9 protein-coding genes are annotated in these 13,042 nt (G+C 63.0%); 1 reads left to right on the forward strand and 8 read right to left on the reverse strand.

The window, feature by feature from the left end:
- Window positions 1–166: 166 nt before the first annotated feature.
- The 5 genes from Q0I65_RS07705 to Q0I65_RS07725 form a co-directional block, all read right to left on the reverse strand.
- On the reverse strand, window positions 167–2,455 hold the full coding sequence (locus tag Q0I65_RS07705) for a methylated-DNA--[protein]-cysteine S-methyltransferase (protein ID WP_296061991.1): 2,289 nt from the start codon (window positions 2,453–2,455) through the stop codon (window positions 167–169).
- 572 nt (window positions 2,456–3,027) lie between these two features.
- On the reverse strand, window positions 3,028–4,572 hold the full coding sequence (locus tag Q0I65_RS07710) for a DEAD/DEAH box helicase (protein ID WP_296061993.1): 1,545 nt from the start codon (window positions 4,570–4,572) through the stop codon (window positions 3,028–3,030).
- A 260-nt stretch (window positions 4,573–4,832) separates the two neighbouring features.
- Window positions 4,833–6,488 (reverse strand): lipopolysaccharide core heptose(II) kinase RfaY, encoded by a 1,656-nt coding sequence (locus Q0I65_RS07715; RefSeq protein WP_296061996.1) that lies wholly within the window; start codon window positions 6,486–6,488, stop codon window positions 4,833–4,835.
- Between the two features lie 23 nt (window positions 6,489–6,511).
- A complete protein-coding gene (locus Q0I65_RS07720) occupies window positions 6,512–7,111 on the reverse strand; it encodes a hypothetical protein (RefSeq protein ID WP_296061999.1) in 600 nt (199 codons plus the stop codon).
- Between the two features lie 222 nt (window positions 7,112–7,333).
- A complete protein-coding gene (locus Q0I65_RS07725; RefSeq protein ID WP_296062002.1) occupies window positions 7,334–8,290 on the reverse strand; it encodes a DMT family transporter in 957 nt (318 codons plus the stop codon).
- A 207-nt stretch (window positions 8,291–8,497) separates the two neighbouring features.
- Between Q0I65_RS07725 and Q0I65_RS07730 the strand changes: the two genes are divergently transcribed.
- On the forward strand, window positions 8,498–9,403 hold the full coding sequence (locus Q0I65_RS07730) for a LysR family transcriptional regulator (protein WP_296062004.1): 906 nt from the start codon (window positions 8,498–8,500) through the stop codon (window positions 9,401–9,403).
- Window positions 9,404–9,501: 98 nt separating this feature from the next.
- On the opposite strand, the gene Q0I65_RS07735 is transcribed toward Q0I65_RS07730, so the two are convergent.
- The 3 genes from Q0I65_RS07735 to ispG form a co-directional block, all read right to left on the reverse strand.
- Complete coding sequence (locus Q0I65_RS07735; RefSeq protein WP_296062006.1) at window positions 9,502–10,158, reverse strand: HAD-IA family hydrolase; 657 nt, start codon at window positions 10,156–10,158, stop codon at window positions 9,502–9,504.
- A 248-nt stretch (window positions 10,159–10,406) separates the two neighbouring features.
- Complete coding sequence (locus Q0I65_RS07740) at window positions 10,407–12,158, reverse strand: proline--tRNA ligase (RefSeq protein WP_296062008.1); 1,752 nt, start codon at window positions 12,156–12,158, stop codon at window positions 10,407–10,409.
- Window positions 12,155–13,042: flavodoxin-dependent (E)-4-hydroxy-3-methylbut-2-enyl-diphosphate synthase (ispG, locus tag Q0I65_RS07745; RefSeq protein WP_296062009.1), on the reverse strand; the 888-nt coding region annotated here is incomplete at its 5' end. The genes ispG and Q0I65_RS07740, both read right to left, overlap by 4 nt.

Below are 13,042 nucleotides of genomic sequence, written 5' to 3' on the forward strand. Positions count from 1 at the left end.
GACGGGTGGCGGGGCGCTTTCGCGGGGGTCATCGCGGGAGGCGGGTACGAGGCGCTCGAGCGGGCCATCGCGCGTGCGGCGGCGACCCACGTAATACACCGACAGCGAGCACGGTAGAAGCTCATCCGCGTCTCGTGCGCTGCGTTCGTCCTCTGCACCCGGCGACCTAAAGCGCCGTGCCTTTCGTGGGAACCGAGAGCGTGCTCATGTCGACGCCTTCCAGCTTGAGCAGGGCGATCTTGCGTTCGATGCCGCCCGCATATCCCGTCAAGCTGCGGCTTGCCCCCACCACGCGATGGCAGGGCAGGATAATCGACACCGGATTGTGCCCCACTGCCCCGCCAACAGCTCGCGCCGAGCGCTTCTTACCCGTGCCGGCCTCGATTGACTTCGCGATATCGCCGTAGGTGACAAGCTCGCCGTAGGGGATTTCTGCAAGTTTCGCCCATACCAGCTGGCGAAACTCCGATCCACGGGGCGCACAGGGGGGAATCTCGCCCGGGTCGCGACCCTCGAAGTACGCATCGAGCCACGCGCGTGCTTGCGCAAGCACGGAGTCGTCGGGCTTTTCCTGCGTGGTGGGCGAAAGCGTCGCCGCGTCGTATTTCTGACCCTTGAACCACAGGCCGATGAGCGCCTCGCCGTTGCTTGCAAGCTCGATATCGCCCAAAGGCGACGCGTAGGTGCAGGTGAAATCCATGGTCCCTTCTTTCTTTCGCTGATCCGCGCGCTTTGCCGTTGTTGTTGCACGCCTCGTCGCAACCGTCATGCTCGCGGGCGGCGCGTCAGCAGTCTTTTCCGCAGCGGTCGCGTCCGCCATGTTCGCCAGGGGAGACTCCGCACGCGCCTTCCCCTTTCCTTTCCCCTTTTCCATCTTTGGAGCGGACTTCTTAGGCTTCTCGTGCGGCACCGACCACATTGACATCACGGCGTACGATCGCCACGGGCGCCAGGGTTTCGACAGTTTCTCCAGCTCACGCGGCTTCATGTCGGGAAGCGCAAGTTTCACGCCATAGTCGGTGGGAAGGAATGCATCGGGGTAATCGTAGGCGCGCATGAGTACGTACTGCACCGTCCAGTCGCCGATGCCGCGAATGCTGCCGAGACGCGCAGCCTCCGTCGCGAGGTCGGCGCCAGGACGCAGCGTGAGCTCGCCCGCTTCCATGGCGCGCGCAATGGCGCAAATGGCGTTCGCGCGCTGAGCGATGACACCGACTTCGCCAAGGCGGGCGGGCGCATCGTCCGCGCAAAAGGCTTGCGGCGATGGAAATGCGCAGGTCAGTTCAGGTATCGGTCCCTTTGTCGGCGAGCCGAACTCGCGCGCGACACGCCCCGCGAGCGTGCTTGCCGCCTTCACGGTGATTTGCTGCCCCAAGATGGCGCGGGTCGCCATCTCGAAGCCGTCGAAGGCGCACGGCACGCGGATGCCGGGGATGCGGTACGCCTCACCTGCGTGTTCGTAAAAATCAGCGAGCCCCTGCTCGACCGCCTCAGACACGCAATCGGTATCAAACAGGCAACGCGTTCGGGCAAGCACCGAGGGAATGTCGTCAAAAAGCTCGGGGGATATGGTGACGGCAAGGCGGCGATGCGAGGAGTCGTTCCCCACCTTGATCCACCCGACGCGCTCGCCATCGGAGGCGCGGACGATCCGCCAATACGCACCGTCGAGCACCGCCTCCACACCCTCGATAGCGCGCATCTGCAGGAAACCGAGCAGCAAATCAAAGCGATACGGCTCGCGATAGTCGACATGCAGAACGATAGGTGCCGCCTCCGTTTTCGCAGATGACGAGCCTTGCGCGCTTTTGCGGAATCGCGCCGGCTGCATGCCATAGCTGTTGACGAACGCATCGTTGAAGCGGCGGACCGAGGCAAACCCACTTGCATACGCGATACGTGTCATAGAGAGATCCGTATCTGTGAGCAGGCTTTTCGCAAGAAGCAAGCGACATGTTTCGCGATACTGCGCAGGTGACACGCCGTAAGTTTGCTCAAACAAGCGACGCAGATGACGCTCCGACATGCCTTGCTCCGCGGCGATCCGAGCGATGGGGGCATCCCCGGGCCGCTCCCGCATGCTCGCGGCGGCGCGTGCAACCGCATGGTCGATGTCGGGCGCAATCGGAGTTCCCGGCGCAAGCTCGGGGCGGCATTTCAGGCAAGGCCGATACCCCGCCGCTTCCGCCTCGGCAGCAGTTTTGAAGAACGTGCAGTTTTCGCGCTTGGGCACCTTCGCCCAGCATACGCCCACGCGACAGTAAATTCCCGTCGAGGAAACGCCGACGAAGAGCAGGCCGTCGAAATGAGGATCCCCTGACAAAAGGGCCTGATAACATACGTCCTGGCTGGGAAGATCACTCCCCGCGAAAAGTCCGAAATCGACCTCGTCTTTGGCGGTTTTGCCCTCGCCAGCTTTTCCCGTGCCGCCGTCGGCCTTTTTACTGTCGCCCATATGCCAGATCGCCGAACCTTCCGTCTGCAACTCTTTCTTACGAGGCAATAAAACCACAACGTAGCCGCCAAAACCAGCCATTTTCGGACATGAAGGCCCGATAAAAACCGCACTCCCAACCCCTATTTTTTCACCAAAGCCGCCTTGTTTTCTGCCACGGGACTGAGTGCGGAGCTCAAGCTGCAATCGGACGCCGGGCAATCGGGATGCCGACGCCCCGTTCAACAATAGGCGATCAGCTTGTCGCCCTTCGCTCTGACGGTGATGGTTTTGAGGGCGATCAGGTACAAAGCTTCATCGCCGATCCTGAGAAAGAGTTGTTGAATAGGAATAAATGACGCTCAAACGCAAGAGGGACCCAGTTCAGCGTGTGAACTGGGTCCCTCTCTATTCGTCTCAGGTGAAACGATCTACGCACGACCATTCCGCCTGACGCTCTACCGTTGCCGCTAGAGTCTGCATAGTGGCGCCTCAGCCTACTCGCGATGTCCCACCTCGCTCGCGGCACCTCAGCCTGCTCGCGATACTCCTGCTCGCTCGCACGCCCCAGCTTGCCAGCAGCGCCTCACTTGCTAGTGGCGCTTCTGCTTCTTCTCGAAGTTGCGGCGCTCGCCGAAGGAGCGCACGTCGTTCATGTTGGAGGGGCGCTTCTTGTTGCGTTTGGAAGCGGTCGCAGCGGCACCCTTGTTGCCCGACGGCTTGCTCGTGCGATGCGACTCACCGCGCTTGCCCTTCGAGTCGCCGCGCTTGCCGCCTTCGCCGCGCCTGCCGCCCTCGTTGCGCTTGTCGCCGCGCGAGCCGCCGCGTCCGCCGCGACCCTCGAACTCATCGCGCCCGCCGCGACCGCGCTTGTTGTCGCCGAACTTCGCCGCACGACGCTCAGCACGGTTGGCGAACTCGCCAGCCCCGCGTCCATCGCGCTTGCGACCAGCGCTGTTGCGGCTCGAGCCACCGCGGCCCTTGTTCTTGCGGTTCAGCAGGTCGGGATCGAGGTCGTACGTCTCGAGCCCCATGAAGGGAATGTCGCGATCGATGAGCTTCTCGATGTCGACCAGAAGGCGGCGCTGATTGGGGCTCACGAACGAGATGGCGTAGCCATGCTCGCCCGCGCGGCCCGTACGGCCGATGCGGTGCACGTAATCTTCGGGGCAATCGGGAAGGTCGAGGTTGATGACGTAGTCGACGCTCGGCACATCGATGCCGCGAGCGAGCACGTCAGTCGCCACGAGAATGTTCGCCTTGCCGCGGCGGAACTTGTCGAGCGCACGACGGCGCGCACCCACCGACTTGTCGGAATGGATGGATTCCGCCTGGTAGCCGTCATCGTTCAGCGCCTTCGCGAAATCCTCGGCGCGGTTGCGCGTGCGGGCGAACACGATCACGCGCTCGTGGCCCTTCTCCTCGAGCACCGCGCGAAGGAGCTCAGGCTTCTTGTCCTGCTTGATCGGCATCATGTACTGGTCGACGGTCTTGGCCGTCTCGCCCTTGTGCGCGATTTCCACCACGGCGGGGTTCTTGAGCAGGTTGCCGAGGTTCTTCTGGATGGACTCGTCGATCGTCGCCGAGAAGAGAAGCGTCTGACGCTCGTCAGGCGTGGCCTCGACGATGGTGGTCACATCGGGAAGAAAGCCCATGTCAAGCATGCGATCCGCCTCGTCGAGCACGAGCGTCTGCACGCCGGAGAGGTCGACGACCTCGCGCTTCATGAGGTCGTTCAGGCGGCCGGGCGTAGCGATGAGCACATCGGTGCCGCGGCGAATCTCCTTGATTTGCGGGCCGTAGGGCGCACCACCGAAGACAGTCGTCACGAACTGCCCGGTGCAGCGCGCAATCTTCATGGCCGTGAAAGCAATCTGCTGCGCGAGCTCGCGCGTGGGCGAAACCACGAGCAGGCGCGGCGGACGGTTGTGGCTGCGGTCACGCGGCATGCGGGAAAGGACGGGAAGCAGGAAGGCTGCCGTCTTGCCGGTGCCCGTGCTCGCAGCGGCGATGAGGTCGCGGCCGGTCAAAACGATGGGAATAGCCTGCTCCTGAACGGGCGTGGGCTCATCGTAGCCCAGGCGTGCAACCGCATCGAGGGCGTTATCGGACAGGCCAAGGCTGGCAAAGTTTTCCATGTAAGACTCTTTTCTTCAGTTGCCACGTTCCATCGCCCCTTGCGATGCGAATCCGTGGGCGCACCCGCTCCCAGCGGCGTGCATTTGCGCTTGAGGCGAGCCGCTTTCCAATTCATAGGCGGTAAAAACGCGCAGCTCGAAGCCGTCGCGGATATGCGCAAATAAGAAAAGAGAAAGATTTTCGCTTGAAGCGACTGTTCATTATGCCGCTTCATTCCAACGTTCGCGCTCATCGGCACGGGAAATCCACACCGCGGGGGTTATTTCCTGCGCCAGATGCTGATGATGAGCCAGATCGACAGAACAAGCGAGCCGAAGTATCCGAAGAACGACAGCAGCGGCACCCCGAGAAAGCGCGGCTCCATCGTGGTCCCCGCCATCAGGCTCGAACCCACGAACAGACCCGCGATCACCATCGCAATCGCCACGCGGTTGATCATGCGCGAAAGATGCGCAAGCGGCGCCTCGGAGCCGAGCACTTCCATGTTCATCTTCAGCTGGCCGCGCGTGAGCATCTTGAGCGCCTCGCCGGAATACGACGCCGCATCGAGCGTGCCGCGACCTGACGAGTACATCGCGCGCGCAAGGTCCTCAAGCGCGTCGCGAATCTCTTCGCGCGTGCCTTTTTTGCTCTTGATGTGGGCATTTATGATCGCGACGATATTCTGGTTGGGAATATAGGGCGCCACCGTGCCCTCGATGGTCACGATGCCGCGCGACACGCTCGTGACCGAGGCGGGCAGCATCACGTTGCACGAGCGCGTGAGCTGCATGATGTCGCTCAGGAACTGACCCACGTCGATCTCGGCCACATCGCACGAGCCGTAGTCTTCAAGCAGCAGGTCGAGGTCGGCGAGAAAGCGCGTGTGGTCGATGGCCGCGTTGTCCTTTTTCGCCGCGAACCGCATGAGCGCATCCTTGAGCGCGCGCGGGTCCTTAAGCCCCACGGCCTCGATGATGTCGCCGAAGCCCGCACGGTCGCGTGCCGACAGGCGACCCATGTTCCCCAAATCGATGTAAACGATCCGCCCGTCGCGAATGATCACATTGCCCGGATGCGGGTCGGCGTGGAAAAACCCGTGGTCGAGAATCTGCGTCGCGTAGTTGTCGAGCATCTTCGACCCGATTTCCTCCAGGTCGTACCCGTTGGCCACCAACCGGTCCGCGTCGCCGATGGGAATGCCGTCGACGTATTCCATGACCAGGACGAACTCGCTGCACAGCTCGGCGTAGACCTTCGGGCATGCGATGAAGACGCAGTCGCGGTTGAGCTCGGCGAACTCGGCGAGGTTCGCCGCCTCGCGCCGAAAGTCGGTTTCCTCCAGAAACGTCGCCCACATCTCCTCGACGACGGCGCGAACGTCGAGCATCTGCTCGCCCTTCATGTACCTCGAGGCGCGGCGGGCGAGCATGCGCATAATGTCGATGTCGAGCGCCATCGTGGCCTTCACGCCGGGGCGCTGGATCTTGATGGCGACCGACTCTCCCGAGGTCAGAACCGCACGATGCACTTGGGCAAGCGATGCGCTGCCGAGCGGCTTCGAGTCGATTTCGGCGAAGATCTCTTTGCGACGGCCGCCGAACTCCTCGTCGAGCGCCGCGAGCATCTCATCGAACGGCAGCGGATCGCATTCCGTTTGAAGCTTGGTAAGCTCCTCGCAAAACACCTTGGGAAGGATTTCCGAACGCGTCGAGAGCGTCTGGCCGATCTTCACAAAGCTCGGGCCCAAGTCCTCGAGCATCGCGCGGAACTCTTCGGGCGTGAAGCCCTCGAGGGCACGATGCTTGCCGACGATGCCGATGATTTCGCGCATGCGGCGGCGACGGGACTTGGAGTTGAGCCCGAAACGGCCCTCGGGATCGGCGTCGGCCCCGGGGGCGAAAAAGTGCCTGAGCAGTGTGTTGTTTTCAGCCATGAAGAAACCGCGACGGCGCGGCGCTAGGCCGTGGGGGCGCCTTCGACCTCGGGGGCCTCGCCTGCGTCAGCGACAGGATCCGCAACAACCTCACCTGCGACGACTTCCGCAGCCGGCGCCTCGGCAGAAGCAGCGTCACGCTGAGCGTTCAGAGCCGCAGCCTCGTCGAGCACGGAACGCGCACTGTTGGCAACCGCCTCCACCGCAGTGCCCACCGCGGCTACTGCCGTCGCACACGCGGTCTTCGCTTCGGCGATGGGATTCGGCTCCGCAGCCGTGTCCGATGCCGATGCGGCGTTCGCGGCCTTCAGCTTCTCGGCCGCCGCCTCGGCGTCCTTCGCGTTGGCAGTATCCGCCATTTCGCGCACGATGTTGGCGAACTCGACGCGCTCGTCGGGCGACATCACCGACATGCGCGCCTCGATGGTGTCGCGGCGAATGGATGATTCGAGATTCGATGCGCGGTGCTTGAGCTCGGTATTGATCTGCTTGCCCTGCTCAACCGTCATCTCTCCGCGAGCGACCAGCTGATCGACCAGCTCTTTGCCCTTTTCGGCGCCAATGGCAACCGCACCGATGCCTGCCAGGAAAATACCTTTGAAACCGTCTCCGAGTGTAGCCATGGTGGCCTCCTTTTCCCTCAGATGGGCGTGCCGCGCGGCGACACGCGCTACTTATTCATAATGCCGCATTTGGGGAGAAAGGGCAAACCCAGGAGGAAAAACGTTGCCATGGTGTAAAAAGCCCAAGCTACAACGACGGCAGAAAGAAGCACGGTGGGATTTCGTGTATCCCGAATACACGATTTTGTTGAAAAACGTGTATTCGAGATACACGTTTTCTCGCTATTGGACGTTCGAATCGGAGGCGAGCTGCGACATGAGCCTCTCCATGCCGGCGCTCGAGGGCGCTTCGGAATTCCCGTCACGCCCCTCGACAAGCGTCGCGCCGACGACCGCCACCAAGATGACGCCCGCGCCAACCCATCCGCCAATCGAGAGGAACTCGCCCAGAAGCGCCATGGAGAACAGCGCCGTGAACACCGGCTCGCCGGTAAGAAGGAGCGAAACCGTTGAAGAAGGAAGGCCCGTGAGCGCGACGTTTTGGAGCGCGAAGGTGACGCATGTGCTCAGAATCGCGAGGAAGACGATAACACCCCAGGCCGCAGGCTCGATCGTCGCAATATCGACAACGGGCTCGGCCGCGAGCGCCGCAACGAGCGACAGCACAAACGCCGCGAGGATCTGCGTCCCCGCGATCGTCGGGGCAGACAGCATCTCGAGGCCCTTCTCCCCGAACACGAGCGATCCAGCGATGGCAACCGAAGAAAGCAACGAGAGCGCCTCGCCCGCGCCGAACGAGAACGAGCCGCCGTTGCAGCACAGAAGGTACAGCCCGCCGACGACCGCCACCTGGAAGGGAATCATCGCGCGGGGGTAGCGCACGCGGCGTACGACCTGGGCAATGAACGGGGCAAACACCACGGGAAGCGCCACGAGGAACCCCACATTGGTCGCCGTCGTCACATCGAGCGCCAGGTTGCACGCGATGTAGCCGACCGCCAAACACACAGCAGCGGGAGCCCAATCGACAAGCTTGGCCCCGCGCAGCTCGCGCACCATGCGCGGGCCGAAGATAAGCGCGAACACGGCGAGCGCCAAACCAAAGCGCAGAACCATGCACCACAGCGGCGTCGCGCTTTCGTAGGCGAACTTCGTGATGACGTTGCCGAGCCCGAAGATGACGGTTTGCACGACGACGCAAAGCACGAACGGGCTTCTGCTCCCCTGCTGCATTTTCATCGTCCCTACCCCGCTTTTCCCGCTCGCGCACGGCATGGCACGCGGCCGTCGAATTCGAATTCCACCACAGAACGCAGCGCGACGTTATGTCACCTGACGCGATGTCGATGGTAGGGTATGGATACATCCAAGTAAAACTTGTATTTCTTTCGAATGATTCAAGATATACTTGTTTAACGAGTTCAAACCCCATTCTTAGGACGGTTGATGCGAAACCAGAAATACGAAGCGTTCCTGGAAGCGGCGCGAACGGGCAGCTTCAAGCAAGCCGCGAGCGAGCTTGGGTACACGCAGGCGGGCGTCAGCTACCTTGCGAACGCGCTCGAAAAAGAACTGGGAGTTCGCCTGTTCGTGCGCGAGCACGGCGGCGTCCGGCTCACCTCAGAAGGGAGCGCGCTTCTCCCGTGGATTCAGGAAGTGTGCGCGAGCGAGCGCAGGCTCGAGGCGCATCTTGCGGACTTGAAGCAGCTGGAAGAAGGGTCGCTTCATATCGTCGCGTTCACGAGCACGCTCACGCAATGGCTGCCGCAGATAACGAAGCGCTTCGCCGAGGCGCACCCGCATATCGATCTTCGCATCACCTGCTACGATGACCAGGCACAACTTGAACACATCGTGGAAAGCGGGCAGGCGGATGTCGGATTCGTGGCGCTGCCCGTGAAGCGCCCGCTCGAAATGGAGCTGCTCGTGCGCGACCCGCTTCTCGTTGCCGTCGCCCCCGACAGCCCCTTCGCGTCGCGCAAACGCTTCCCCAAGAAGGCGCTTGCGAGCGAACCGTACATCAAGCTTGATTCGGGCGAGTATTCCGAGATGGACCGCCTGTTCCGCGTGAACGGCGTCGAGCCGCGCGTGAGGTTTTCCATCGTGAGCGACTATGCCGCGATGGGGATGGTATCGGCAGGGCTCGGATACAGCGTGCTTTCGGGGCTCGTGCTGCGAAACGCCCCATTCGACCTGGTCGCGCTTCCTGCGGAGGTTCCCGCCTATCGCGAAATCGCGCTCGCGCAGAAATCAAGCGAGACGGCATCGGGCACCGCGCGGGCCTTCGTCGAGTGCACGAAAGACTGGATCCGCGAGGCCTACAAAAGCGAACCCGAGGCGCTGCTGCTTTAGTGTGGCCCATCCCACAATCCGTCGCAAGTCAGCATGGCGGACGCAGCGCACGCCGCCCGTACTCATTCGCCAAATGAGCGCCCTCCGCCTCTCCGGCGCTACTTCCCCACCGCTATCGGAACAAGCTCAGAAAGCGTGGTGATCGCGTAGTCGGGGTGCTCTGCCAGGAGTTCCTCGCAGGCAAACATGCCCCAGAGCGCGGCGACCGTCACGCAGCCGGCGCCCCGTCCCGCCTGCAAATCGTAGGGGCTGTCGCCGATGTAGATGCACTCATCAGGCGAAACGCCGAATAGCTCGCAACCGTGCAGCACCGGCGCCGGGTCGGGCTTGTGCGCGGGGAACGTATCGGGCGCGACGAGGAAGTCGAAGTACCCCTCGATCCCCGTGCTCTCCATGGCGCGGCGGGCGTTCCCGCTGCGCTTCGACGTGACGATGCCGAGCGGAAGCCCCGCCGCCGCAAGCTTCCCGAGCACCGCCGTCGTGTCGGGAAACGACCTGATGAGCTGCGAGTGCACGCGATCGTTGTGCTCGAGGTAGGTGTCGAAGAGTCTATCGTGCACCTCCTGGCTGCCGCAGGCCCAGTCCCACATCTGCACCGTGAGCGGCTGGCCGATCTTCGCGCGCAGTTCCTCGTCGGGAATGTCGCGCCCTAACACCGTCTTCGTCGCATAGCGAAACGACGCCAGGATGAGCGCCTCGGTATCGACTAACGTGCCGTCCAAGTCGAACAAGACAGCTTTAACGGAAGAGGCCATGCAGTAGTCCAATCGATGAGGATGCGAGATATTTGGAGGGAAAGATAAAAGAACCCCCCAGGTCGAACCGTGAAATTCAACAGGTCTCCAAGGAGTCAGCGAGAAGCGCCCTGGCGAGTGCAGATGCCCCGAGAATCCGAGGAAGCGTACTTAAAGTACACGACGAGGATTCGCAGGGAGCAGCTGCGCCGTCAGGGCGCTTCGCAGCGTCGGCAAGTTCCGCGGGCCGACAGGTCCGCGGAACCCTCCTATTCGAAGATGCCTGCGAAAGCGCCCAGGCCAGAGGGGTGCTTGCGAGCATTGCGCTTCGCGAAGCGCAGCAGCTCGGCAATGGTGGAAAGCGAGACGTCCTTCTTCTGGCCCGTGCGGCGCAGCTTCACTTCCACATTGCCCTCAGCCAGACCGCGCTTGCCGATGACCACCTGCAGCGGCCAGCCGATAAGGTCGGCGTCCGCGAACTTCACGCCGGCGCGCTCCTTGCGGTCGTCGATGACCACGTCGAAGCCGAAATCGGCAATCTCGCTCGCGAGCTTCTCAGCCGCGGGCTGCACCTCGTCGTCTCCAACCGTAAGCGGGATAATGCACACGTGAGCAGGCGCGACGTTGAACGGCCACTGGATGCCGTTCTCGTCGTTGTGCTGCTCGACGATGGCAGCCACCGTGCGGGAGACGCCCACGCCGTAGCAGCCCATGATGAACGGGTGCTCCACGCCGTCCTCGTCGTGGAAGGTGGCGCCCATGGTCTCGGAGTAGCGGGTGCCCAGCTGGAACACCTGGGAAACCTCGATACCGCGGGAACCCGAAAGCGGCAGGCCGCAGTCGGGGCAGCAGTCACCGGGCTTCACGACGCACAGGTCGGCCCATTCGTCCACCGTGAAATCGCGGCCCTCTTCGGCGCCCACGTAGTGGTAGTCGTCCTCATTCGCGCCGACAACCCAATGGCTGACGCCCTTCAAGCTGCGAGCAGCGATGATGTGCGCACCCTCGGGCAGGCCGACCGGACCCATCGAGCCCTTGCGCAAGCCGAAGGATTCCATTTCCTCGTCGGTGAGCAGCTCAAACCCAGGAACAGCGCGCTCGGCCTTGATCTCGTTGAGCTCGTGGTCGCCAGGGACGAACATCACGACGAGCTTGCCCTCGGCATCCTTGCCGGAGAGCGCCTTTACCGTGGAGCTTTCGGGAATGCCGAGGAACTCCGCGAGCTCCTCGATCGTGCGGACGCCCGGGGTGTGGATCTTCTTAAGCTCGGTGGCCTCGTATTCCGTCGGGCGGGCCAGGCACTCGCCAGCCTCGGTGTTCGCAGCATAACCGCAGGTGCAGTGCACAAGCTCGGCCTCGCCCGCCGGGGCAAGCGCCATGAACTCGGTCGTCACCTTGCCACCGATCTGGCCGCCATCGGCCTCGACGGGGCGGTAATCCAGGCCGCAGCGATCGCAGATCGTGCCGTAGGCGCGGCTCATGTCGTCGTAGGTTTCCTGCAGCGATTCCTGCGTCGCGTGGAAGGAATACGCGTCCTTCATAATGAACTCGCGGCTGCGGAACAGGCCCAGGCGCGGGCGGATCTCGTCGCGGAACTTCACCTGAATCTGGTAGAGCGTGCAGGGAAGCTCCTTGTAGGAACGCAGCTCGTTGCGGATGAGCGACGTGATGAGCTCCTCGTGGGTGGGCCCGAGGCAGAAGCCGTGATCGTGACGGTCGACGAGGCGCATGAGCTCGGGGCCGTAGTCGTCCCAGCGGCCGGACTCGTGCCACAGCTCCGCCGGCTGCAGTGCCGGCATCATGATTTCCTGCGCGCCGATCTTGTCCATTTCCTCGCGCACGATGTTCTCGACCTTCGAGAGCACCTTGTAGCCAAGCGGCAGGAAGGTGTACACGCCCGAAGCGGTCTTGCGGATCATGCCCGCGCGAAGCATCAGCTTGTGGCTCGCGATTTCCGCGTCCGCGGGGTCTTCCTTCAGCGTCGGAGCATAGAGCTTGCTCATTCGCATAACTTCACTCATAGTTTTCCTATCTCCTCCATCAACACGTCGACGATGGCGTGCTCTTCCACTTTCCGTTGCACTTCGCCGTGCTTGAACACGACGCCCACGCCCGCGCCGCACGCCACGCCGATGTCGGCATCGCGCGCCTCACCGGGACCGTTGACGACGCAGCCCATGACGGCGACCTTTATGGGCTTGGCCGTGCTCATGAGGTTGGATTCAACCTGCTTGGCAAGCTCGATCAAGTTTACCTGACAACGCCCGCACGTGGGGCAGCTGATGATTTCCGGGCCGCGGCGGCGCAAATCGAGCGCCGAGAGCAGCGCCCAGCACGCGCGCATCTCGACGACGGGGTCGTCGGTAAGCGAGATGCGCATGGTGTCCCCGATGCCTTCTTCCAAAAGAATTCCCAGGCCAGAGGCGCTTTTTATGACGCCTTGGAACTGCGTTCCCGCCTCGGTGATGCCGATGTGCAAAGGAATATGGGGCAAATCGCGCGAGAGCTGGCGATACGTGCGCACCGTGGTCATGACGTCGTGGGCCTTCGCGCTCACCACCAGGTCGTGGAAACCGCGGCCCTCGCAGTATTCCACGTAGCCCGCGGCGGACGCGGCGAGCTTCTGCGGAAGCGTGAGGTCGCGCCGCGCGGCGAGGTCCTGGTCAAGCGAGCCCGCGTTCACGCCGATGCGGATGGGAATGCCCGCCTCACCTGCGGCGTCGAGCACGGCGTCGGTCTTTGCGAGGCCGCCTATGTTGCCAGGGTTGATACGCAGTTTGGCCGCCCCGCGACGCGCCGCCTCCACGGCGATCTGCGCGTCGAAGTGAACGTCGGCCACCACGGGAAGGGGCGACTGCTCGCAGACGCGCTGGAAGGCGTCGAGGCAATCGCGGCGCGGGATGGC

The sequence above is a fragment of the uncultured Ellagibacter sp. genome, from assembly GCF_934643285.1.
Lineage (GTDB): Bacteria > Actinomycetota > Coriobacteriia > Coriobacteriales > Eggerthellaceae > Ellagibacter.